We start from the raw sequence: 23107 nt of genomic DNA on the forward strand, positions 1-23107 counted from the left end.
TATAACGGGGGGTACTTCCCCAGCATCGAAAAAAACCCTTATGAATCAACCTGCTGTTACAACATACCCTGTCACCGAAGAGGTAGGACAAGCGCTTGAAATCACTTTGCGCGGCGTCGAAGAACTGCTGCCCCAGGAGGAATGGACGCGCAAACTCGCGCGTTCGGCCGCCACGGGCGTGCCTTTGCGGGTGAAGCTCGGTCTTGATCCTACGGCGCCGGACATTCATATCGGTCATACGGTGGTGCTCAACAAGATGCGCCAGCTGCAAGATCTGGGCCATCAGGTGATTTTCCTGATCGGCGATTTCACCACGCTGATCGGCGACCCCTCGGGCCGCAACTCCACACGCCCGCCGCTCACGGCCGAGCAGATCAAGATCAACGCCGAAACCTACTACCGCCAGGCGGCGATGGTGCTCGACCCGGCGCGCACCGAAGTGCGCTACAACAGCGAATGGTGCGACAAGCTCGGCGCGCGCGGCATGATCGAGCTGTCGGCCAAGTACACCGTGGCACGCATGATGGAGCGCGACGATTTCCACAAGCGCTTCCACGGCGGCCAGTCGATTTCGCTGCACGAATTCCTCTACCCCTTGCTGCAGGGCTATGACTCGGTGGCGCTCAAGGCCGACCTGGAACTCGGCGGTACCGATCAGAAGTTCAACCTGTTGATGGGCCGCCATCTGCAGCAGGAATACGGCCAGGAGCCGCAGTGCGTGCTCACCATGCCGCTGCTCGTGGGCCTGGACGGCGTGGACAAGATGTCCAAGTCCAAGAACAACTACATCGGCATCACCGAGGAAGCCAACACCATGTTCGCCAAGGTGCTGTCGATTTCGGACACGCTGATGTGGGACTGGTACACGCTGCTGTCGTTCAAGAGCCTGGCCGACATCGCCGCTCTCAAGGCCGAAGTCGCGGGCGGGCGCAATCCCAAGGATGCCAAGGTCATGCTGGCCAAGGAAATCACCGCGCGCTTCCATTCGGCCGCTGCCGCCGATGCCGCGGAGCAGGACTTCATCAACCGCAGCAAGGGTGGTGTGCCCGATGAAATCCCGGAAATCCAGCTGTCCGGCGCTCCGCTGGGCATAGCCGCGCTGCTCAAGCAGGCGAATCTCGCGCCGTCGAGCAGCGAAGCCAACCGCCTGATCGACGGCGGCGGCGTGCGCGTCGATGGTGCGGTGATCAGCGATCGCGGCCTCAAGCTCGACGCCGGCACTTTCGTGGTGCAGGTCGGCAAGCGCAAGTTCGCGCGCGTCACCCTGGGTTGATTTTCAGGGCGTACCCATGGCCGCGCGCGTCAGCGCGGCCTGGTCGCGCAGCCAGTCGCAGAAGGCCTGCACTTCGGGGCGCGGCGCGCTGCGCGGGCCGGGCAGAAGCCAATAGGCCAGGGGCGAATCGAGCCGGTGCGTGGGCAGCACCTCGACCAGGTCGCCGCTGGCCAGTGCGTCGGCGACCAGCGGCAGGCGCGCGATTGCCAGGCCCTGGCCCGCGAGCGCGGCCTGCACGATCTGGTGGGCGTAATTGAAATAGAGCCAGCGCGGCGGCTGCAAGGGTTCGCTGCCGTGCGCATGGAACCAGCGCTGCCAGCCCAGCCAGGCGAGTTGCGGCAGGCGCTGCGCGTCGCCGGTTTCAATCAGCGTGAAACGCGCGGCATCGGCCGGAGTGCGTATGGCCGGCTGGCTGCGCAGCAGCCAGGGGCTGGCGACCACGGCCAGTTGTTCGCCAAACAGGCGTTCGGCGCCCGCGCCTTCGGGCGCGCGGCTGTAGCGCAGCGCGAGATCGACATCGGTGGTCTCCATGTCCATCACGGTGTCCGAGGTGTCGATGCGGATGTCGATATCGGGAAATTCACGCTGAAAGGCTTCCAGCCGCGGAATCAGCCACATGGCCGCAAAACTCGCCCAGGTGGTGATCGCCACGCTTTTTCGCCCCGCCGTCTGGCGCAGCTGGCGCACGGCGGCGTCGATGCGCTCCAGCCCCGGCGCGACCGCGCGCAGCAGGTGCACGCCCGCGCTGGTGAGTTCGACGGCGCGCGTGTGGCGCAGGAACAGCGCCACGCCGACTTCGTCTTCCAGCGCCTGGATCTGCCGGCTCACGGCCGAGGGCGTGAGCGCCAGCGTGTCGGCGGCGGCACGGAAATTCAGATGTTCGGCTGCGGCCACGAAGGCCCGCAAATGGCCCGCGGCCACGGCGCGCGTGCGCAGCGGCGGCGCGGCGGGCGACGGAGTGAGGAGCGGTGAAGAGGGCATGAACAGCTCCAGGGCGGATGCGGCGGCGCGGCGCACAGGTGGCGTGCCAGTGTCTTGCTTAAATGTAAAAGATATTTGTTTGTCGTTATCGCGGGTTGCTGCGGGGGCGTGCGGTCAAAGCCCGGGCGCGATAATTCGGACCATGTCTGTGCCCCTCGGGCGCAACCTCTCGATCACGACAAGCAATCAAATGACAGTATCACTGGACCTCATCATCATGGCCGCGGGCAAGGGCACGCGCATGAAAAGCCGCTTTCCCAAGGTTTTGCAATGCCTCGCCGGGCGGCCGCTGCTGCAGCATGTGCTGGACCAGGCCGCGCATCTTGGCGCGCGCAGTGCGGTGGTGGTGACCGGCCATGGCGCGGCGGAAGTCGAGGCCGCGATCTCGGCAGCTGCCAGCGCCCGGCCCGCGGGCTTTGCGCTCGAGTTCGTGCGCCAGGAGCCGCAGCTGGGCACGGGCCATGCGGTGCAGCAGGCGGTTCCGCTGCTGCGTGACGACGGCGTGGCCGTGGTGCTGTCGGGCGATGTGCCTCTGACGGAAGCCGCGACACTGCAGGCGCTGGTCGACGCCGCTGGCAGCGACCGTCTGGCATTGCTGACCGTGACGCTGCCCGACCCGACCGGCTACGGCCGCATCGTGCGCACGCCCGCCGGCGCGGTGCAGGCCATCGTCGAGCACAAGGATGCGAGCGAAGAACAGCGCCGCATCGCCGAAATCTACAGCGGCATCATGGCCGTGCCCGCGCGCCTGCTCAGCGCCTGGCTGGCGCGCCTGACCAATGACAACGCCCAGAAAGAGTATTACCTGACCGACATCGTGGCGATGGCCGTGGCCGACGGCGTGCCCGTGGTCGCGCACTGCATCGACGATGCGCTGCAGGTTGCGGGCGTCAACAGCCCGGTGCAGCTCGCCGAACTGGAGCGCGCCCACCAGCTGCGCCAGGCGCACAAGCTGATGGAGCAGGGCGTGCGCCTGGCCGATCCCGCGCGCTTCGATCTGCGTGACGACAAGCGTAGCGGCGCACCTGCCGCGCTGACCTGCGGCCAGGACGTCGAGATCGACATCGGCTGCATCTTCAGCGGCGCGGTGACGCTAGGCGCGGGCGCATCGATCGGCGCGCACTGCTGCATCGCCAACGCCACCATTGGCGCGGGCGTGGTGATCCACCCCTACACCCACATCGATGGCGAAAAGCTGGGCGTGACCGTGGGCGACGGCACGCTGGTCGGCCCGTTCGCGCGCCTGCGCCCCGGCGCGCAGCTGGGCCGCGAAGTGCATATCGGCAACTTCGTCGAAGTCAAGAACAGCACGCTGGCCGACGGCGCCAAGGCCAATCACCTCGCCTACCTCGGCGATGCGACGGTGGGCGAGCGCGTGAACTATGGCGCGGGCAGCATCACGGCCAATTACGATGGCGTCAACAAGCACCGTACCGTGATCGAGGCCGATGCGCATATCGGCAGCAACTGCGTGCTGGTGGCGCCGGTCACGATAGGCGCGGGCGCGACCGTCGGTGGCGGCTCGACGATTGCCAAGGATGTTCCCGCGGGCACCTTGGGTGTTGCGCGTGGCCGACAAGCCAATATCGTCAACTGGAAACGTCCGAGCAAACTACCCAAACCATGATGCCTGAACCTGCCTCCAGCGTTCCCTCCGATCAGTCGCTCCCGACCGACCTGCCCCAGGCGCTGGCCCTGCTGGCGCAGCGCGAGCAGGAGCTGGCCGCGCTGCGCGCCAGCCACGACGACTGGTTGCGCGCACTGTCGCACGACCTGCGCGCGCCGCTGCGCCACATCACTTCGTACACGCCCTTGCTGCGCGAAACCTTGCATATGGCCGGCTTGCAGGGCGCGGATGCGCAGGAAGCCGAGCAGTTCATGGGCGTGATGGAGCAGGCCGCGCGGCGCATGGGAGGCATGCTCGATGGCGTATTGCAGGTTGCGGGAATGCTGCGCGAGTCGCAGCGCCGGCAGACCGTTGATCTGGCACGCATCGCCGCCGAAGTGCGCGCCGCGCTGGTGGAGGCCGAGCCCGCGGCGGCGCAGGTGCAGTGGCGCCTGCCCGTGGCGCCCGTGCTGCTGCAGGCCGACCCCGAGCTGCTGCGCCCCATGCTGGCCGCGCTGTTCGACAATGCGTTCAAGTTTTCGCGCGCTCAGCCGGCGCCGCAGATCACTCTGCATGCCGAGACGCTGCCCGGCGGCGGGCTGCGTTGGCAGGTGCAGGACAATGGCGTGGGCTGCGATGGCTCGCGTGCCGGCCAGGTGTTCGGACTGTTCCAGCGGCTGCACCGTGAAACCGAGTTCGACGGCGTGGGCGTGGGCCTGGCGCTGGCGCAGACCGCGGCACGCCTGCATGGCGCCGACATTGCGCTCCAGAGCGCGCCTGGGCAGGGCTGTACCGTGGTCGTCGACTGGCCTGCCCCTTCAGCCGAGTAAAACCGCGTCAGCGCGCTGGCGCCAGCGGTATCTTGGTCTCGAATTTGGCGCGCTTGGTGGCAAAGAAAGCGCGCACATTGCGCACATTGCTGTCCTGCGTGAACAGTCGCTGGGTCAGCGCAAGGTAGTCGGGCATGTCGCGTGTCCAGGTGGCGAGCATGAAATCGGGGCCGGGCGATACGCGCCAGCATTGCTGCACCGCGTCTTCGGCCACCGCACGGGCTTCGAAATGCTCCAGCGACTGCGCGTCCTGGCGGTCCAGCGTGACTTCGACCCAGGCCGTGAGACCGTGGCCGGCGAGCGCGGCAAGGCGCTCGGGCTGCAGCAGGGCCACCTGGCGTTCGATGATGCCTTCCTCGTGCAGGCGGCGCACGCGGCGCAGGCAGGTCGGCGGCGAGACATTGACGCGTTCGGCCAACGCCTGGTTGCTCAGGCTTGCATCCCGTTGCAATAAATCCAGCAACTGAAGGTCTATGTCATCGATCATTTATTTCATATCCTTTGTTTTTGTGGAATTTAATTTCCTTTTTGTTGTGTGTGAAAATTAAATTTCATTAATCAATGAAAAACGATTAAATATTTCCCGCTGGCAAGCATAGCATCGCCGTTCTTTCTTCAGGAGCAAGTTCTATGTGTGGCATCGTCGGCGCCGTTTCCCATCGCAATATCGTTCCCGTGCTGGTCCAGGGCCTGCAGCGGCTCGAGTACCGCGGGTATGACTCGTGCGGCGTCGCTGTGCATGCACTGGATGCATCGCACACGCGCAGCACCGGCTTGCAGCGCGCGCGCAGCACGGCCCGCGTGGCCGAGCTGCTCGAGCAGGTGCAGACAGAAGACCTCCAGGGTTTCACCGGCATCGCCCACACCCGTTGGGCGACGCATGGCGAGCCCGCGGTGCGCAATGCCCACCCGCATTTCAGCTTCGGCCCGGGCGAAGCCCAGCCAGGCCAGGCCGCGCGCGTGGCGCTGGTGCACAACGGCATCATCGAGAACTACGAAGTGCTGCGCACCAGCCTGCAGGCCAAGGGCTATGTGTTCGTCAGCCAGACCGACACCGAAGTCATTGCCCACCTGATCGACAGCCTCTACAACGGCGACCTGTTCGAAGCGTTCAAGGCCGCGGTCGCCCAGCTGCACGGCGCCTATGCGCTGGCCGTGATGCACAAGGACGAACCCGAACGCCTGGTCAGCGCGCGCGCGGGCTCGCCGCTGATCCTGGGTGTGGGCGAGGGCGGCGAGCATTTCGTCGCCAGCGATGCGATGGCGCTGGCCGGCGTGACCGACCAGATCGTCTACCTCGAAGAGGGCGACATGGTCGACCTGCAGCGCGGTCGCTACTGGCTGTTCGACAAGGCCGGCGAAGCGCTGACCGCCGAGCAGCGTCCGGTGCGCACCGTGCACGCGCACAGCGGCGCGGCCGAACTCGGCCCCTACCGCCACTACATGCAAAAAGAGATCTTCGAGCAGCCGCGCGCGATCGCCGACACCATCGACGGCGTGCTGGGCATCGTTCCCGAGCTGTTCGACGGCGCTGCCGTGCACGGCAAGGCCGGCGCCGCGGCCTGGCGCGTGTTCAAGGAAATCGACAATGTGCTGATCCTGGCCTGCGGCACCAGCTACTACAGCGGCTGCGCGGCCAAGTACTGGCTCGAAGGCATCGCCGGCATTCCCTGCCAGGTCGAAGTCGCGAGCGAATACCGCTACCGCACCAGCGTGCCCAACCCGCGCACCCTGGTCGTGACCATCAGCCAGTCGGGCGAAACCGCCGACACGCTGGCCGCGCTGCGCCATGCGCAAAGCCTGGGCATGCAGCACACGCTGACGATCTGCAATGTCGCCACCAGCGCCATGGTGCGCGAATGCGAGCTGGCCTACATCACGCGCGCCGGCGTCGAAATCGGCGTGGCCTCGACCAAGGCGTTCACCACCCAGCTCGCGGGCCTGTTCCTGCTGACGCTGGCGCTGGCGCAAAGCAAGGGACGCCTTACCGAGGAAGACGAAGCGCGCTACCTCACCGCCATGCGCCACCTGCCGGTGGCACTGCAAGCGGTGCTGGCGCTGGAGCCGCAGCTGATCAGCTGGGCCGAAGAGTTCGCGCAGCGCGAGAACGCGCTGTTCCTGGGCCGTGGCATCCACTACCCGATCGCGCTCGAAGGCGCGCTCAAGCTCAAGGAAATCAGCTACATCCACGCCGAAGCCTATCCCGCGGGCGAACTCAAGCATGGCCCGCTGGCCCTGGTGACCAGCGCCATGCCCGTGGTGACCGTGGCGCCCAACGACGCGCTGCTCGAAAAGCTCAAGAGCAACATGCAGGAAGTGCGCGCGCGCGGCGGCGTGCTGTATGTGCTGGCCGACGCCGACACGCAGATCGCCAGCGCCGAAGGCATGCATGTGATCCGCATGCCCGAGAACTATGGCGCGCTGAGCCCCATCCTGCATGTGGTTCCGCTGCAGCTGCTGGCCTATCACACGGCCTGCGCACGCGGCACCGACGTCGACAAGCCGCGCAATCTGGCGAAGTCGGTGACGGTGGAGTGAGGTGCGGGACCCGGGGCAGCTGTTACGGGTGAATAAAGTCGTAAACCCGGCGCGATTCAGCTCGCTGAGCGCCGAGTTCAGATCGACAGGGCTGGAATCACAACCTTGGGCAGCAGCTTTCGCGTGAAGTAGCTGTCTTGGTAGTAGCGGATCTTGTCGCATTTCACCGGATGCGGCAGGCCTTCGTAGAGAAAGACTTCGGTGTCTGGTCCCATGGCTTTCAGCTCCTGCGGCAGCATGAGGGCGCGTCGTTCTTCCGATTCGCTGCGACTTGTTTCCCGGCCGCGGGTCACGTTCTGCCTGCGCACGGTTGTGTAGCCCAGCATATCGGAATAGTCGTTGGCGTCTTGCTGTTCACGCGGCGCAAAGATAATCTGCAGCGCATGGTTGGTGATCAGCGTGCGTGCCACTTCCTTCCCATAGGTCGCATCGAGTTGGGCCATGCTCTGGATGATGGGCAGCAGCCGCATGTTGTAGCCGGCCATGTAGCTCACGGCGTTGGCAATGATGTCCACCTTGCCGATGCTGGTGAATTCGTCCATCAGCAGCAGGCATTGATGCTTCAACTGCGGGTTGTTCTGCGGCAGCTCTTTAGTGTTCACGTTGATCAACTGACTGAAGAAGAGATTGACGATCAGCCGGCTCTCCGCGAGCTTGTTGGGCTGGATGCCGATGTAGATCGTCATCTTTTTCTTGCGCACGTCGGTCAGCAGGAAGTCGTCGGCGCTGGTGGCAGCGTCCAATACCGGATTGATCCACGCGTTGAGCGGTTCCTTGAATGTGCCAAGAATTGAGGCGAAGGTTTCCGCTGCTTGCGACAGCAGGTTGGAGAATGCCAATTGCGCGTTGCCGCTCAAGAACGGCGCCGCCGCCATGTCCTCGTAGGACTTGCGCAAGTCCGCACCGTTGCCCGACGACAGTTGATAGATCTGCCCAAGCGTGCGCGCTGTGCGGATCGACTCTGGAAGTCCATGCCTGCCATCGTCTTCCCATTTCTCGAACAGATACAGCGAGAACGCCATGAAAGCGTTGCGCGCCTGACTGACCCAGAATTTTTGATCGGCAGCACCATCCGGATACAGCATGGCCGCAATGCTCATCAGGTCGGACACCCGAAAGTTCGGGTCGGTGGAGACATAGGTGAGCGGGTTCCAGCGATGCGTCCTTCTATCTTCCGCGAAGGGATTGAAGAGATAGACCTCCTGGCCCTGTTTTGCACGCCATCCGCTGGTGAGTTCGTAATTTTCCTGCTTGATGTCGAGCACCACGATCGATTCGCTGTACTCCAACAGATTGGGAATGACGATGCCCACGCCTTTACCCGAGCGTGTCGGCGCCGCAAGAATGACGAATTGCTGGCCTGGCAGACGAACCAGTCGGCCGCCCAATTTACCGACCAAGATCGCATTGGGCGCTGGTTTGAACATGGCACGTTTGCCCAGGTCTGCCTTGGTGGCGAAACGGGCGTCGCCATGAATCGACTTGGCCTTGGTCCTGACGAGCAGTGCCAGCAGACCCAGCCAGACGAGCGCGGGGACACCAAAGCCGATGTAGCCTGCCCAATGAATTTGCTTTGCAAAGGGGCGATACGCTGCGAGATCACGTGCCCTCCAGTAATCCAGATAGGTGCTCAAACTCAGTGCATGGATGTCGACTTTGAGAAGAAAGAGGATGAGCCAGCCAGACAGATAAATACCTGCAAATAGTGCAAGGACGAAAATCAGGGCGGCGCAAGCCCACTTGGCATTTTTCATCGAATATCACTCATTGTTGACAGTGTTGATGCAGACTTATTTTTGCGTTTCAAAGGGAATGACCGTTGAATCATGGTGCGCAGTTGGTTTTTCTGTAATTGATGCGTAATCTGAGTATCATTTGAAATTCCCTTCGCCCCTGATATTGATTGGGAAAGTGCTTTTCGAGTCGCCGGGAATATCGCGGCGAGTCATAAATGCCACCTTTCAATCACATCAAATGGCCCGGAATTTGTTCTGGTTCATTGAACGCTTGCGGCTAGGCGATCAAGCGCGGACGCGGCGGGATCTTGAACGCCTGCGGTTCGTCGGGCAAAGAGGCGCGTTTGCCCATGCCCTTGCGGTTGTCGTAGAAGTCCTGCAACCAGTGCTGGGGCAGCAGGTCGTCAATCGAGACGCCTTCGGCCTGGGCGCGCTCACGCAGCACGCTGTGCATGATTTCTATGTTGTCCGTGGAGGCGGAGATGACCGACAGCGCGTCGTCCATGCCGCGCAGGTCGAGCTGGCACACCGAAGAGCTGTGACCCTGCTTGACAAGGAAGCGACGCGAGCGCTCGTCCAGGCGGATCACCACCTGATACTCCGACTCGGTGAGCTTCAGGCCGTCGATGTAATCCTCGCGGCTGGCGTTGGGGTTGGGAAGCAGGATCATGGTGGCCGTCTGCTCGATGAGCGCGGCGGAGATGTCGCTGCCCAGCGCGTCCTCAGGGCTTTGCGTGGCGAAGATGCCCATGCCGTTCTGCTTACGGATGGTCTTCTGCTTGTTCTTGGCGAAGTCCTTGAGCGCGCCGCCGCCGTCGAGGATCTTCCAGAACTCGTCCATCACATAGATGAGGCGGCGGCCGTCGATCAGCGCATCGAGGCGGTGCAGCAGGTAGTTGACGACCGGCACGCGCACCTCCGGGTTGTCGAGCACCTCGGTGTAGTCGAAGCCGATGATGTTGGCCTTCTGCAGGTCGATCGTGTCCTTGGGGTTGTCGAACACCCAGCCCAGCGAATTGCCGGCAGTCCATTTGCGCAGTCGGATGAAGAGTCCATCATCACCCATGTTGGGCAGGCTCTTTTGGAAGTTCGTCATGTTGCGCAGGTGCATCGGCGTATCGAGCATGGCTTCGACGGCGCGGTAGATTTCTTCTTCTTCGCGCGAGGTATAGACCGCCTTGCCGGCCAGCACCTTGACGAGGTCGCTCAGAAAATGCATGTTGGCTTCGGTCCGCTCGCAATGGAACGGATTGAAGCCGGTGGGCTGGCCGTTCTCGAGCGAAAGGTAGTTGCCTCCACACGCGCGTACGAAGATCTCGGCGCCGCGGTCTTTGTCGAAGAAGAAAATGGTCGGTGCCGGGTCCAGCTTCTGGATCTGGCTGAGCAGGAAGTTGATGAGCGCGGTTTTGCCGGTGCCGGACTTGCCGATCACCATGGTGTTGGCGATGGCCTTCTCGCCGAACGAGTTTTCGCCAGGCAGCGTGGCGTGGAAGTTGAAGTAGTAGGGCTGCCCGTTGACGGTCTGCAGCGTGGTGACGCAGGCTCCCCACGGGTTGTTGTCGCGCTTGCCGCTCGCGAAGTTGTGCAGCGGCGACAGGCCCAGAAAGTTGAGCGAACTGACGTTCGCGAGTCGCGTGCGGTACTTCCAGTTGCCGGGGAACTGCGCATAGAACGCGGCGGTGACGGCGAGGTCTTCCTTGACCGAGACGAAGCCCGCATTTGACAGTTCGGCGCGCGTGGTGGCAATGTGCTGGGCGAGCGTGGCCTGATCTGGTGCGTAGAGCGCAATGGTGAAGTGGTACTCGCCGAGCACGAAGTTGCCGGACGTGAGTTGATCCATGGCCTGATCGAGTTCGATGATCTGGCTCACGGCCTTGTCGCCCGAGGAGATCATCATGCCCTTGGTGCGTTCCAACGCCTTGAGCGCGTCGTGCCGCCCCATGGGGCTGAAGGAGTGGGTGATGACGTACTCGAAATCGAGGTACTTGAGCCCGTTCAGGACGCCCGGGTGCGTGCCGTCGGGATACTCCTTGATGTTGAGGAGAGCGCCGAAGTGGTTGGTGCCGTCGGGCGCGGTGAGCACGTAGTCGCCGGACTTGGCCGAAAAGCGCTGTCTACTGATGGGCAGATAACGGTAGACCGGTGCCTTCAGCACCGGAACTGGCTCTTCGACGCGGTTGAGCAGGTAGCCGAAGAATTCGAGCGTTTCGGAGAAGACGATGCCGTTCGGCGCCTCATACATGCGCAGGCGAACCGGTGCGTAGTCCTTGAGCACCGCCTCCATGTTGCCGGCGAGTTCGAGCAGCTTGTCGATGGCCTGTTGCTGCTCCGACGCGAGGCGCGAGGTGTCGGTGGATTTTTCAACGAAGCGTTTGCCAGTCACCACTGGGCGATAGATCATCGTCAGGTACAGCTCGTTCTGCATCAGCTTCTGTGCTGAGAGCGCCTTGAAGTATTCATCGGAAAGCGACTGGTTGAACGCGTCCTGGAACCGGCTGGCGTCGTTCACGCGGCGGCGCCGCCGCATGTCGTGCACCCAGAAAGCCACGTTGGTGAAGTCTGGCGCACGCAGCGTTTGCATCATGCGGTTAAACGCGTTGTGCTTGTGTTCGATGTCCCATTCCTCGCGGCCGACGAAAGGCAGTCCGTCGAGCCGCCAGGTCAGGAAGAAGTCGCCGCCCGTCGTTTTGAGCACCGTGGGAGAGACGTGCGTGGAGAAAGGGATGAACTCGCTGATGGGCGTGTCGGGACTGAAGGGCGGCGTGGACATGGGTAGCTTTCTATGGGGGGGTGGCAGTGTTCCCGCAAAGTCCTAGAAGCAAATGCTTCTATGGGTCAGCGGGCGGTGCCAGTCAAGGTATGTAGCCCCACTGCGCGATGATGGCTTCCAGGATGGGCTGATTCGGTACGGCAGCGCCTGGACATGCCATCAGGAATGCCCGGCGTGCCGCCGCCGTGGCTGACGGGTTGAACGCGGGACTCCAGATTTGGATGCTGTGGAAGACAGCGATCGGCGGTGCACAGGCCGGAGTTGGCGTGCCAAAGCCGGACACGCTGGCCATGCAAAGAAAGACCGAACAAGGGTCCGGCGCCTGGGCGCGAGCAGGGGCGGTCAGGACAAAGCCCAAAGCCGAAGCCAGCGCGAAAAAGCGGGAAATAGTGCGTAGTTTCATGATCAATACTTTCCTGCGCGGGTTTCGCTGAAGTGCTTGTTCCCGGGCAACTTGCCATAGAGGTGGCTCAGCGAGAAAACTCCGGTGCCGCTTGTTGTGGTGTGGGGGGTGTCACCTGTGGTGCCTGCTGAGTCGCGCTCGAATGCTGCTGAGCTTGCGCAAAGGCCTTGTCGCTTTGCGCAATAGGTGTGTGCATGGCATCCACCGTCGGCACGTCGATAACCTTCGAATGCGCCGTCCCCAGCTTGCCTTGCACAGCGAATATCTTGCTGTTGTCCACACCGCCCAATTCGATATGGTCGATGCGCGTCAGGCCGGCTCGGTGAGCGGACACCGCGACTGCGCCAGCGGCGTTGTCGGTCAATTGATCAGGCGTGCGGCCAAACTGTGCATCGACCCTTTGGAGAGCGCTCTGGGCCTGTTTGAACAACGGGTTGTCTTGAAGCTGCGGATCTTGCTGCGATCTTGGTATCAACGCTTGCTCCGTGAGCTTGGCATTGATGGCCCTCAAAGTGGCCGGGCCTGCCACGCCATCTTCCTTGAGATGGTGGTCGTGCTGAAAAGCTTTGATGGCGTGTCGGGTGTTGTCACCCATGTGCCCGTCAGCCACGAGGGGCTTGTCGTTACTGCCTGTGTAACCCAATTGGGCGAGCTTGGTTTGAAGCTCGCTCACATCGGCGTCGGGACTCTTGACGCCATGCTGTCGTCTTCCGGGATGAATCGCCTTCAGCGCAGCATTAATGTCCGGGTCGTTGGCCGATTTGGAGGGATCGAAGTTCGCATCGCTTACCTTGGTCTGGGCGCGATCAAGTGCTGCAGCCTTTTCTGGGTCCTGGTAGGCATTCTTGTAGTTTTCGGCGATGGCCGCAGCCTTCGGGCCGTCATAAGCGCTGTACCTGTTCTTGATCTCGTTGGCCTTTGCAAGCACATCATCGTAGTCGCCGCCGTCCTTGAGGACTCGCTCAAGCTTTCTCAATTGTGACGGCATCTGGTTTTCCGTCTTTGCCAGAATGGCGATGGTTTCCAGGCGGCGATCTGCAGAGATGTTTTCTCCGTATTTGTCCAGCAGGTCCATGGCGGACTGCGTCGCGTTCTTCACCTGCGGAAAATCGATGTTCTTGTGGATCCACTGCTGGCCTTCCGAGGAAGATGCCCAAGCATTGATGCTGTCGCGAGTGTCCTCATCGATATAGACGAGCGGCGTGCGGGGGTCTGCCTTTCGGTTTTTTCCTTCGCCGATGAAACGCTGGCCGTCACCGTGACTCAGCAGATCTTCGCGAAGTTTCGCCTTGTCTTGAGTGAACGCAAGGCCATGCGCTTGGGCATACTTCGCGGCTTGGTCAACGACGGCATCCACGTAGGTGGTCTCGCCAGGCTTGAGGGGGCGACCCGCGACCGCACCGAGCGCCCATGTACCGCGCTGACCGAAGTCGACTTGAATTGTGCCAAGTGAGTAGCCGCTATTGTCTCGAACCGAATCGACATCTCCCCAATCGGGTTCCGACTTGTTGACCGTTACACCGGCAATGGAGAGATGAAAAGAGGACGCGCCTCCCTCGGTGCCACGACCCACAACGAAATAAGTGGCTCCAGCAACCGAGTTGACATCGTGAGTATCGATGTCGGTGATGCTGGCGGTGTTGTCATCTTGATTGGCCATGGTCTGCTCCATTGAGTAACAAATTGCGGCTACCGATCGTTCACGATCGACAAATATTCTTCCAAAACATTGGCGCGCCCGCAGAGACGAAAAAGTTCTTGCTGCATGACTTGAAAACTACTCACCGTTTCGCTGCCATAAAGTGATGACTCCAAGGTTTTGCTGGTGTTGTGGAATTCGAGCCAGGCGCGCTCGGCGCGTATCAGTTTTTCCTTGGCCGTGCCGCGCTGCGTGCTGAGCAGCGATTTATAAGCAGCGTTCAATCGCGCGTCTTGCCGTTTCTTTTCCGCAGATTGACATGAAGCGAGAGCGATATCGTCTGATTCCGCTTTTTCAACGCATTCATAGAACATATTGCTGATGCCTGTGGGCGCTTGACGTTTGATGACCTGAGCGGTGCTTTCATACGCCATTGCGCCAGGGCCATACACCAAGAGCGCGAAGCTGAGGAGGAACATCCTGGTTGCTGTTTTCATGCGATACCAACCTCGATGGGCCAAAGGGTTGAAAGAAAGTGTTTGCTCAGGCGTATGAGCAGCGTCACCTGAGCTGTCTTCGGCGGCACGGCGAAGACGATGGAGAGGTCCGGCGTCGTCATGCGTTGCTGGTAGACGACGGCACCAGCAACGCCAGGCCGCGCCTCAGACCGACATGTTCGGCTGCTGCTGTGGTTGCTGGATTTGATGTGGCAATGCAACCTGCCGCTGCGCATCCTTGTTCATCGCCTGGAGGTAGCTGATGGAGCTCTCCTCAAGCGGGGTGTTCATGGCTTGCACGGTGGGCACATGGGTCACCTTGGAATGCGCCGAGCCTGGCACACCCTGCACCGCAATGAGCTTGTTGCCGTTCTCACCCAGCGCCACATGATCGACCTGCTTGAACCCTGATTGGTAAGCCGCTGCAGCCAACGTGCCGGCGGCATTGGAGGTGCGCTGATCGGATGCAATGCCGTGTTGGGCATTGATCTTCTCGATCCCTTGAAGGGACTGCATGTAGAGCCCGTTGCCGGGGTGTTCTGGATGGTTCATGCTGCCAAACCACGACCCTGGATGGCCTACCTTGTCGATGATGCGGGAGGCGCCTTCGCGCGCCGCTTCTCCGGTGCGCTCCAGTGCTTCGCCGACCCGACGAGCACCTGTCTCCACCCTGTCGCGTGCTGCGTCATAGACCTGTCCTGCGGCCCGGCCAACGGCATTCACGCCGTGGCCGATGGTCTGACCAGCCTGAATTCCGGTTTGCAGAGGAGCGGAAACTATGGCGCGGGCATTGTGTATGTCATTGCGGTAGCGGTCGATCATGCCGTGATTGGCGCTATAGCGTGCCACGTTCTCCGGCGAAATGATCGAGCGGCCCAGCATATCGCTGTCAGGCACGAAATTGTCGATCGAATGCGCATCAAAATCCGTCGCCTTGATGGGGTTGCGCGCACTCAGAGCGCCGCCACCCTCGCGGTAGCCGGCCTTGCCTAGTGTGTCGATATCTTGCTGGACTGCGTAAACACGCTCCTCGCCGAAATGCGTACTGGCTGCGCTCACCGGATCGCCGGCGCGAACGTGATTGATGACCTGGTTGCCGCCTCGCGGAACGCCATGCAGCAGCCCGGCTGCACCATATGCGTTGAAAGTTTCGCCCTGCAGACCGAATTTGTGCGCTTCCAGCTCGGCCAGCGTGCCACCCAGCGAATGTCCGGTGACGGTGACATCGAAGGGCTTGCCGCTTTCCAGTGCCTCGGCCTTGGCTTGCGCCAGCACCTTTGTCGTGAAAGCACTGGCATCGCCCGCTTGTGCGTTGACACCCGCCAACGCCATGCCGGCATCGACGCCGCCGTCGCGCAAAGGTTCGCGATCGAACTCGGTGCCGCGATAGGCGATGACGACTTCACCCGAATCTACCCGCTGATAGGCCGTTGCCTGAAAACCGGTTCTGGGGTTGTCGGCATGGTCAAGAATCTTGTACGCCACTTCGCCCAATATGACTTCCTTCTTGGGTTCACGATGGTTGTACGAATCCTGTGCCAGCAGCGCGTAATCCGTGGACTTGATCGTCATTGGAATTTCTCCTTGGCCGAGAGTGTCATCGAGAAGGTATTCGTCGGATCCTTGAATTCGGCCCGGCTTGCGTTGCCACTGCTGACACGCGGGTGGTCGCTTTTTGGTGACCTCGCGTCCTCGCTGACATAAGAAATCTTATTGAAGTACCGCGTAACTGACTTGCCAGCCAGAATGTCTTCAAGGGAGATGGAGTGAGCGAACGCCAGGTTTCCAATTTGCAGATCGAAGTCAGCGAAAGGCATGGACCAGCGGCAGAGGCCCAGCCCGAAGTAGTCCTCATCCGTCAACAGATCGACATAGAGCTCGCCCTTGTGGACCTTGTCGCTCACATGGGTCAATGCCATCGGCACATTTTTATTGGGAGTCAACTTTGCCCCGCTGAAAGGCGCGCGCGGCACGCAATCGCGATTCGCTACTTCATAGCCTGCAGACCCCTCCACAGCATCGAACGGCCCCGGTGCGTCCTCGATGGTCAGCGTGATTTCGTAGCGCATCTTGGGATGCGGATTGAGCTTGATGTTGGGTTGTTTCATGGACTTTCCAAACGCAGGAGCAGCGATGGTTGAAAGAATGAAGAGGGCGGTGGCATAACGGCGTTTCATTACGATGTTACCTGCAATGCGCTTGAGCTATGGGCGCTTGATTGGGCCGATGGAAATTGACGCGGCGCACGGATTCTATTGAATTCGCACCAGTTTGCCGCAGACGGATTAATCAGCGTGGTAGTTTGACGGCCAGTATGGGGCGTGTCTTCAATAATATCGTGTTTGCGCTGGTGGATTAAATGGTGAAGCCTGGTTGATGATATTTATTGTGCCAAGAAGTAAGTGAGGCGATTCACCCATTCTGCGGTTGAGTCGGCGTCATTGCGATACATGGTAGGTTTTTCGAGAAAATCGAAGCTTGTGTCAGGCCTGGGCCTCATCTAATGCGAACCGGGGGGCTGCACGCGGTGTAGTAAGTGCGGCAATTCTTTTTCCCCGCCTCGGTGCATGCGCGCATTCCGTCGGAAGCTACGATCTCCTTCGTGGTGTCGGCGCCATAGTAAAAGCTCGAGTCACTGACGGTTAAAGCAGTACAGCCATTTTTGTAAGAATTGGTCAGGGAGCAATTGATGCCGCCTTTGGCTTTGCAGTCACTCAGCGCCGCTCGTTGGGCGGCTTGTTCATTTGAGAATCCGGTAACCGCACCTAAAACGCCGCGTGGCTCATCTGTCGCCATCGCGCCCCATCGGTCTTCCCATATGGCAGCTGGAGGGGTTGGTGATTGCTGGTTCCCGGCACCAGTACCGTTACCGTAACCAGGTATGGGAGCACATCCTGCTACCGCTTTTCCACCAATCGGGTAGGACCCTGCCGGGCAGTTTCCTTCGGCATGTGCTCCCAAGCTCAGACACGAAAACCAAACCAGCGCGCTGAAAATGCAAACAAACCTCATGTGCGAACTCCTTCGCTTTGATATGGCCTGATGGTGTCCGCAGCGGGCGCTTGAGTGATTGGACGGTTGAACCCTCCACTATTGCCTGCTTGGCTCTCGACTGGGCGAGCTTGCGTTGGCGCAGTCGCGGGTGCCCCTGGCCCAAACCCTCCCCAAGATCCGGGAGGCTGTCCCTGCGGCCCCGGGCGGTTCACGGAACCGCCCCCATTCACCTGTGCATAGCTCATGAACTGCCCCATCGTGCCACCAAAGAACGCTGCGGCCATCGGTGGAGTGCTCACCAACAAAACGGTCATCAGCAAGCCAATGCCTCCTTGCTGCAAGGCCTGATTCGTAAAGCCTTCGGCATTGGCACCGGTGATCGCGTTGATCGCTGTCGACGCCCACATCGCCGCGGCTACCCGCAGCGTCAACTCCAGCACGATCGAGACCATGAAGTTGAGCACTGCCAGCGAGAACAGCGTAGCCAGGCCGTACATCAGCCAGCGGTGAAACATCGACTTGGTTTGCTCGAAGATCAGGCAAAGAATGAACAGCGGCCCCAGCCCGATGAACAGAGCCATCGCCACCTTGTACATAAGCAGCATGGCGCCAGCCGTCATCGGCGGGCCGGCCACGCCCAGCATGGCGATCAGCGATGCACGGCTCTGCGCATTGGAGCCCGCAGCATCGCCTGCGGGTACGGAGATCGCTTCGATCGCACCCATCGCGAGCTGGGTGTACGCCAGATTACGGTCGATGTTGCTGCTGGGCGATTCGTTGGAGCCGGTGACGAGCGAGTTGATGTTGCGAGCCAGGTCTTCGCCAAAGAATTGCTGCAAGTCCAGCGAGCCGATCGCCATGACGGTGGCAACGGCCACGATGACCGCCGCGCGGCCCATGTCGCTGACCATGCCCATCATCGACTCCCGCGAGCGCCCGGTGAGGATGCGAAAGCCCTGGACGATGATCCATACGGTCAAGAGGGCAAGTGCGATCGAAGTGGCGAATTGCATCGACCGGACCACAAGGCTTGAACCGAATGTATCGATCTTTTCCGTCAGCCAGGAGTAGATGAGCGCGAAGTAAATGAAATCCATGATGTTCGTTCAGACGCTGGGCTCAACGAAAAGCGGTGGCGAATGCTGCGGCTTGCGTGACGCTGCCCAGCAGGGATGCTTTGCCTCTGAGCGAAGCCCTGGCGAGAATGGACTGCTGGTTCTCGAGCGTTCTCAGCAAGGTTTCATACGCCGCCATATTGGCAGCGTAGTTTTCCATTTCCACTTTGAGTTGTGCATCTTTCTGCGCTGTTTCCAGAATCAATCGCTGGGTATTGCCGTTGGAGCTGGCGCTTCCAGTGAGCGAGTCAATGAGATTGACGACCCTTTTCAATCCACTGTCATAAACGATAAGACGATTGGCACGCTCGACATTCTCGTTGTACATCCTGACTTTGAGCTTGGTCGTCATTACGCAGAGGCGTTGAGCGTTCTGTACAACTGGCCCATTCAAGTCGACACCCGTCACTGCGGAAAGAACGTCGTTGACCATGCTCCCGGAGCCCGGGCAGGCTTGCTCCGCCAGTCTTCCCTCGTCGAGTCTTTGAAGCGGCTGCTGCGGCAGCAGGCTCTGGATGCTCAAACCGGAGATGGTCGACACCATCTGCTGATAGGCCGCGATCTGCCTTTGGTATTGCGCCGCCGTTTCGCCCCACCGCCTTGCCTGCTCCGCGTATTCGGCAATCTGTTTGCCCACGCCGATCACGTCATTCACGATGACTTGTGCGGAAGCATGGGTCGATGCACTGATGGCCGCCACGGCCAGAACGATCCGGGCGGCCGCCACTTGAAATCGATGGATCTTGATTTGTTTCATGGTGGCTCCCGTCTCTTAGAAGTTGTCTTTGGATTGCCCGCGATAGACGTTGGGCGTGAACACCCACATACCTTGATGCTGCTCAATGTTGCGCACGCGGGTACGGAACTGCAGGCGCAGCCCGAGCAGCCGGAAGATCAACTCGTCGCGCTGGGCCATCAAGCGCATGACCAGAATCACCACGGGGATCAGCGCCAAAAAAAGCAGGTCGAAGTACATCGCCAACAACATGCATCCACCCGCGCCAATGAAGAAGGGCACGTAGGGCACGCCCATGAACATGGGCGGGCGGGTGCAGCCGCGAAACATCGGATTCTTATGCATATTGGCCGATTGCCTGCACGAGGCCGGCGAAGCCGGTCAGGGGCTCAATCATCAGGCTCGCGGCGGTGCAGCCAGAGCCCGCGTCGCTGGTATTGGTGGCGATGAGCATGTTGGCAATCTGCCCGGCCGCGCCGATCAGAAGCCCGCCAATGAACACGGGCGCCACGTCGCCAATGCGCTTGTGCGCGAAAGCGATCTGGTAACCCGAGAAGATGACAGCGATAGTGACCACGATGATCGACACCGCATTCAGCAAGGTCTTGACTTTGCCCAGCACGCCGCAAGTGGCACTGGTGAGGTCACCGCCGACCTGCGCCATGGCCAGGCAGGGAACGATGACCAGGGCTGCAATGGCGGCATTGCGAAGCGCCTGCTGGTGCGCAAAAGCGCGGTTGGCGCGCGACGGGAAGGCATTGGGGTGGCGTTGCATACTGGATTTGCTCTCTGTTGGATAAAGTGAATGGAAGGTCAGAAAACGAAAGCGCTGTCGCTGGTGGGCTGGTCTACAGAAACGGCGGGTGCAGTTCTGGCGGGCGCATTGCCTGCCGAAGGAAGCCGCACTTGCGGTACGAAGACATCGGACCTGACCACGGCACCGGGCGGCGCCGGCGACGTTGTAACCGGCGTGACGGGCACGCTGGGTATCGATTCCGCCACGGGCGCTGCCGTGGGCGCGGAGGGGGCCATCGGCACCACCCGCATCGAGATCCGCGATTGCGCCGTGGTGAGCTCTTGCGCCTCTGCGCGGGCGCGAGCAGGAGCTGCCGGCATGGCAGCGGGAGTGGGTGTTGCACGCAACGGCGTGCTGCCCGCACGCAGCGCAATGGCTTTGACTGCTGATGGGGCGTTCGCCACCGCCTGTCCTCGATTGATCGAGTCGAAGACCTTCTGCACATAGCCGTCGCGAAACCCGGTCACGAAGTTGCCAGAGTAGTAGCAGCTGAAAGCCTTGCCCCAGTCCCCGCCGGCACTGGTGTAGCAATTCGCCAGGATGCTGGCGCCTGCGGCCAGGTTTGTGCACAGGTCGAAGGCTTTTTCGTGGCTGTCGAACCCGTACTTGCGGAAATTGACCCGATTGACTTGCGCCGCACCCAGCGAATAGTTGTATCCGCCGGATTCAAGCATTTTTGCGGTGGCAACCGCTTCCTCCAGCGTCTTGGGCTGCCGAACGAGTTGCGCGCCGACGACGCCAATGGCGAACGGATTGGCGCTGGACTCGACATGGACGACATGCCGCATGACCTGCGCCGGGACAGCGAGGTTGGGGCAGGCCAAGATTTCCATTCCTGGGAACACGGTGTTGCTCTTTGTCGGTTGAGGTGAGCGGCAGGGCTACGAGGTCTCGGCCGTTGCGTGACGGCCGGGCTCGTAATCGATGCCTGTGATGTAGCGTCTGCCCGAATGGGACTTGATGTGCACGACGATGTCGATGGTCATCATGAGCAATCGTTTGATGGTGGCAAATTCGAGTCCGGCGCCTTCGCTCGAGGCCTTCACCATCAGGGCCAACTGGTCCCAGGTCTGCTCGACGCTGCCCGAGTGGCAGCTCGTGATGGAGCCGGGATGGCCCGAGGCGCAGTTGCGGATGAAGTAGAACGACTCGTCACCGCGCAACTCCGCAAGGATGATCCGGTCAGGCTTCATGCGCAGGCACGCTTCCATGCAGCTCTTGGCGGTGATGTTGGCGGTGCTCTGGCCTCCCTTGGAGTAGAGCAGGTGCACGGCGTTGGGCTGGTCGATGAAGAGTTCGCGTGCGTCTTCGATGGTGACCAGGCGCTCGCTGGGGGGAATGTGATGAACGAGCGACTTCATGAAGGTGGTCTTGCCGCTGCCCGTCGCGCCGGAAACCACGATGTTCTTCTTGTAGATGACCGCTTGCTTGAAAAAGTCTGCGTAGCGGTGCGCCGCGCGCAGCGCCATCAGCTCCTTGTCCTGCGGGTCAATGCCTGCCGTTTCGTCGAGCAATTCGTTGAAGAAGCCTTCCTGCTGGTATTGGTCCAGGGTGCGCGTCTGCTTGGCAGGAAGGCGGATGGTGATGGACACTTGACCCGCCTCGACCGCCGGTGGAATGACGAACTGAGCACGCTGTCCTGTCGGGAAGGTCAGCGAGACGACCGGGTTGGCGTCGGTGATGCGCTGCCCGGTATTGCTCTCGTTGACCACGGTGGTGCAGAACTGCAAGGCGCGCGCCGATGTGAGCGACGGCACCTCGACGCGCTCCCAGCCGAAGCGGTTCTCGAGATAGACCTCGCCTGGTCGATTGATGCAGATCTCCGTGACATCGGGCGATTGCATGAACTCACGGATGCCCAGTACCTGGTATTGGTAGTCCAGGAATTCATTCGAGACGGCTGCAACGAGTTCTTCTGTCATGCGGGGAACGCTTTCTCAGAAGCCCGCAACCACGGCGCTGAAATCGACATCCTTGGCAACGTAGACGTTGACGACGGTGCCTTGGTTGATCGTGACTGTGTCCGGGCGATTTGCGTTGCGGCGAACAGCCTGGTTGGCAAGGCTCTGCAACGTCTGAGCCGTATAGCTCTCATACGGCGACTGGACCGCAAACCCGCCATTCGTAACCGTTGTCGTATCGGGGCCGTTCTTTGCTGCCGCGTACTTGAAGGCGTCAGAGAACATGCTGATCAGCAGGGCCGATGTGATGCGCTGCCCCCAATGTTGGTCGAGGTGGCCGGGGTGACCGGAACCGCCCAGATTGTCGACGCCGGGGCTTGCCATGCTCACATCTATGCCGGTCGGGGTGACGATCCGGTCCCAGATGACTGCAACGCGTGGGCCGTTGGGTTCGGTGTCGTACTTGCCAAGCACCTTGGAGCCCTTGGGCAGCAGCAGGCGCCTGCCAGTGACGGAATAGACCGGCTCAGTCACGACGCAGGACGTGAAGCCCGGGATGTCGCTGATGATGCGTGTCTCCAGCACGCAGCGAATATAGGTGCCACGGAGCATCAGCACGTTGGCATGGGTCAGCTGCTGTGCGTTGGAAACAGATGGCAGCGGTTTGGCGCTGTATGCGTTGTTGGGCGCGAATTCCTGCCCGTTGCCGCCCGGCATGCCCATTCCAGCCATGCCGGGCATGCCCATTCCAGGAGTCATGCCAGGGTATGGGCTCTGTGGTGTGGGCTGGGTGCTTTCTGCCGTACCGACCGCGACGGTGCCTGCGCTCGAGGCCATGCGACGCTCGATGAGCGTGGGTCCTCGCGGGGCGGGGGGCTCCTGCGGCCCAGAGGGCGGCAGCGGCGGCAGCGGCGGCAGCGTGGGCTGGGCAAGGGGGATAGGCGCGACCGGTTGCGGCATGGGTGCTTGGGGCAGTGGCGGCGGCAACTGCGGGGCCGCAGGAATCATGACCACTTCTTCCTTGGGCTTTAGCACCTTTTCTGGCCGCATGACGTTACTGAGCATCCAGATAGCGGCAAGGCCAAGCAGGAGTACCAGCGCCGCCATGAAAACGAGGGCACGACGGTTCATGCGCTGCATGTCGCTTGACCTCAGCTCGGGGGTGGCCGCATCGAGGTCGGGCGCAGGAGGGCTGCCGGGCCGCTCGAACATCGTTGAATAGGGATTGGACTGCGCAGCGGGCCTGCCGCCATCTGCAGGCTCCTGCCAGTCACGGTCATGCGTGGAGTCGC

Annotated in this window: 22 protein-coding genes; 4 read left to right on the forward strand and 18 right to left on the reverse strand. The window is 61.3% G+C overall.

Translation table 11 applies throughout. The features are described 5' to 3' along the window. Positions 1-40: 40 nt before the first annotated feature. The gene (gene tyrS, locus KHY18_RS04900; protein ID WP_213294946.1) at positions 41-1273 is read left to right on the forward strand and encodes a tyrosine--tRNA ligase; all 1233 of its coding nucleotides are present in this window, start codon (positions 41-43) and stop codon (positions 1271-1273) included. A gap of 3 nt (positions 1274-1276) precedes the next feature. Here the strand turns inward: tyrS and KHY18_RS04905 are convergent, their stop codons facing one another. Next, positions 1277-2254 carry a LysR substrate-binding domain-containing protein gene (locus tag KHY18_RS04905; protein WP_213294948.1) on the reverse strand — a complete coding sequence of 326 codons (978 nt, stop codon included), beginning with the start codon at positions 2252-2254 and terminating at the stop codon, positions 1277-1279. 190 nt (positions 2255-2444) lie between these two features. On the opposite strand from KHY18_RS04905, the gene glmU reads away from it, so the two are divergent. Together glmU and KHY18_RS04915 are read left to right on the forward strand one after the other, a co-directional pair. Continuing rightward, positions 2445-3881 carry a bifunctional UDP-N-acetylglucosamine diphosphorylase/glucosamine-1-phosphate N-acetyltransferase GlmU gene (glmU, locus tag KHY18_RS04910; RefSeq protein ID WP_213294950.1) on the forward strand — a complete coding sequence of 479 codons (1437 nt, stop codon included), beginning with the start codon at positions 2445-2447 and terminating at the stop codon, positions 3879-3881. Further along, positions 3881-4690, forward strand: coding sequence for a sensor histidine kinase (locus KHY18_RS04915; protein ID WP_213294953.1), 810 nt, complete (start codon positions 3881-3883; stop codon positions 4688-4690). The genes glmU and KHY18_RS04915 overlap by 1 nt, the downstream gene beginning before the upstream one ends. A gap of 7 nt (positions 4691-4697) precedes the next feature. On the opposite strand, the gene KHY18_RS04920 is transcribed toward KHY18_RS04915, so the two are convergent. Continuing rightward, on the reverse strand, positions 4698-5177 hold the full coding sequence (locus KHY18_RS04920; protein ID WP_213294956.1) for an Lrp/AsnC family transcriptional regulator: 480 nt from the start codon (positions 5175-5177) through the stop codon (positions 4698-4700). Positions 5178-5320: 143 nt separating this feature from the next. On the opposite strand from KHY18_RS04920, the gene glmS reads away from it, so the two are divergent. Continuing rightward, positions 5321-7228: a glutamine--fructose-6-phosphate transaminase (isomerizing) gene (gene glmS / locus KHY18_RS04925; protein WP_213294959.1), complete on the forward strand. Its 1908-nt coding sequence runs from the start codon at positions 5321-5323 to the stop codon at positions 7226-7228. 77 nt (positions 7229-7305) lie between these two features. On the opposite strand, the gene KHY18_RS04930 is transcribed toward glmS, so the two are convergent. The 16 genes from KHY18_RS04930 to KHY18_RS05000 form a co-directional block, all read right to left on the reverse strand. Continuing rightward, positions 7306-8982, reverse strand: coding sequence for a type IV secretory system conjugative DNA transfer family protein (locus KHY18_RS04930; protein ID WP_213294961.1), 1677 nt, complete (start codon positions 8980-8982; stop codon positions 7306-7308). A gap of 259 nt (positions 8983-9241) precedes the next feature. Next, positions 9242-11734 (reverse strand): VirB4 family type IV secretion/conjugal transfer ATPase, encoded by a 2493-nt coding sequence (locus tag KHY18_RS04935; protein ID WP_213294964.1) that lies wholly within the window; start codon positions 11732-11734, stop codon positions 9242-9244. An 82-nt stretch (positions 11735-11816) separates the two neighbouring features. Further along, a complete protein-coding gene (locus tag KHY18_RS04940; protein WP_213294966.1) occupies positions 11817-12137 on the reverse strand; it encodes a TrbM/KikA/MpfK family conjugal transfer protein in 321 nt (106 codons plus the stop codon). A 67-nt stretch (positions 12138-12204) separates the two neighbouring features. Beyond that, complete coding sequence (locus KHY18_RS04945) at positions 12205-13797, reverse strand: peptidoglycan-binding domain-containing protein (protein ID WP_213294969.1); 1593 nt, start codon at positions 13795-13797, stop codon at positions 12205-12207. Between the two features lie 29 nt (positions 13798-13826). Continuing rightward, positions 13827-14273, reverse strand: a complete 447-nt coding sequence (locus KHY18_RS04950) for a lysozyme inhibitor LprI family protein (protein WP_213294973.1) — start codon at positions 14271-14273, stop codon at positions 13827-13829. Continuing rightward, entirely contained in the window at positions 14270-14395 is a 126-nt protein-coding gene (locus KHY18_RS27245) for a hypothetical protein (RefSeq protein WP_283771286.1), read from the reverse strand. Before KHY18_RS27245 ends, KHY18_RS04950 begins: the two co-directional genes overlap by 4 nt. Positions 14396-14438: 43 nt before the next feature. Next, complete coding sequence (locus tag KHY18_RS04955; RefSeq protein ID WP_213294976.1) at positions 14439-15845, reverse strand: XVIPCD domain-containing protein; 1407 nt, start codon at positions 15843-15845, stop codon at positions 14439-14441. Beyond that, positions 15842-16450 carry a hypothetical protein gene (locus KHY18_RS04960; protein ID WP_213294979.1) on the reverse strand — a complete coding sequence of 203 codons (609 nt, stop codon included), beginning with the start codon at positions 16448-16450 and terminating at the stop codon, positions 15842-15844. Before KHY18_RS04960 ends, KHY18_RS04955 begins: the two co-directional genes overlap by 4 nt. Positions 16451-16769: 319 nt before the next feature. Then, on the reverse strand, positions 16770-17285 hold the full coding sequence (locus tag KHY18_RS27410) for a DUF4189 domain-containing protein (RefSeq protein ID WP_502768292.1): 516 nt from the start codon (positions 17283-17285) through the stop codon (positions 16770-16772). Next, complete coding sequence (locus KHY18_RS04970; RefSeq protein ID WP_213294985.1) at positions 17282-18364, reverse strand: TrbL/VirB6 family protein; 1083 nt, start codon at positions 18362-18364, stop codon at positions 17282-17284. Before KHY18_RS04970 ends, KHY18_RS27410 begins: the two co-directional genes overlap by 4 nt. Before the next feature lie 22 nt (positions 18365-18386). Continuing rightward, positions 18387-19139: a hypothetical protein gene (locus tag KHY18_RS04975; RefSeq protein WP_213294987.1), complete on the reverse strand. Its 753-nt coding sequence runs from the start codon at positions 19137-19139 to the stop codon at positions 18387-18389. Between the two features lie 15 nt (positions 19140-19154). Then, positions 19155-19448, reverse strand: a complete 294-nt coding sequence (locus tag KHY18_RS04980; protein ID WP_249728917.1) for a VirB3 family type IV secretion system protein — start codon at positions 19446-19448, stop codon at positions 19155-19157. A gap of 7 nt (positions 19449-19455) precedes the next feature. Beyond that, positions 19456-19893 carry a TrbC/VirB2 family protein gene (locus KHY18_RS04985; protein WP_213294990.1) on the reverse strand — a complete coding sequence of 146 codons (438 nt, stop codon included), beginning with the start codon at positions 19891-19893 and terminating at the stop codon, positions 19456-19458. A 38-nt stretch (positions 19894-19931) separates the two neighbouring features. Continuing rightward, positions 19932-20738 (reverse strand): lytic transglycosylase domain-containing protein, encoded by an 807-nt coding sequence (locus tag KHY18_RS04990; protein WP_213294991.1) that lies wholly within the window; start codon positions 20736-20738, stop codon positions 19932-19934. Between the two features lie 57 nt (positions 20739-20795). Next, positions 20796-21836 carry a P-type DNA transfer ATPase VirB11 gene (virB11, locus tag KHY18_RS04995; protein WP_213294992.1) on the reverse strand — a complete coding sequence of 347 codons (1041 nt, stop codon included), beginning with the start codon at positions 21834-21836 and terminating at the stop codon, positions 20796-20798. A 15-nt stretch (positions 21837-21851) separates the two neighbouring features. After that, entirely contained in the window at positions 21852-23027 is a 1176-nt protein-coding gene (locus KHY18_RS05000) for a TrbI/VirB10 family protein (protein ID WP_213294994.1), read from the reverse strand. Positions 23028-23107: the final 80 nt, after the last annotated feature.

Source organism: Acidovorax sp. CCYZU-2555 (assembly GCF_018413525.1).
Lineage (GTDB): Bacteria > Pseudomonadota > Gammaproteobacteria > Burkholderiales > Burkholderiaceae_C > Comamonas.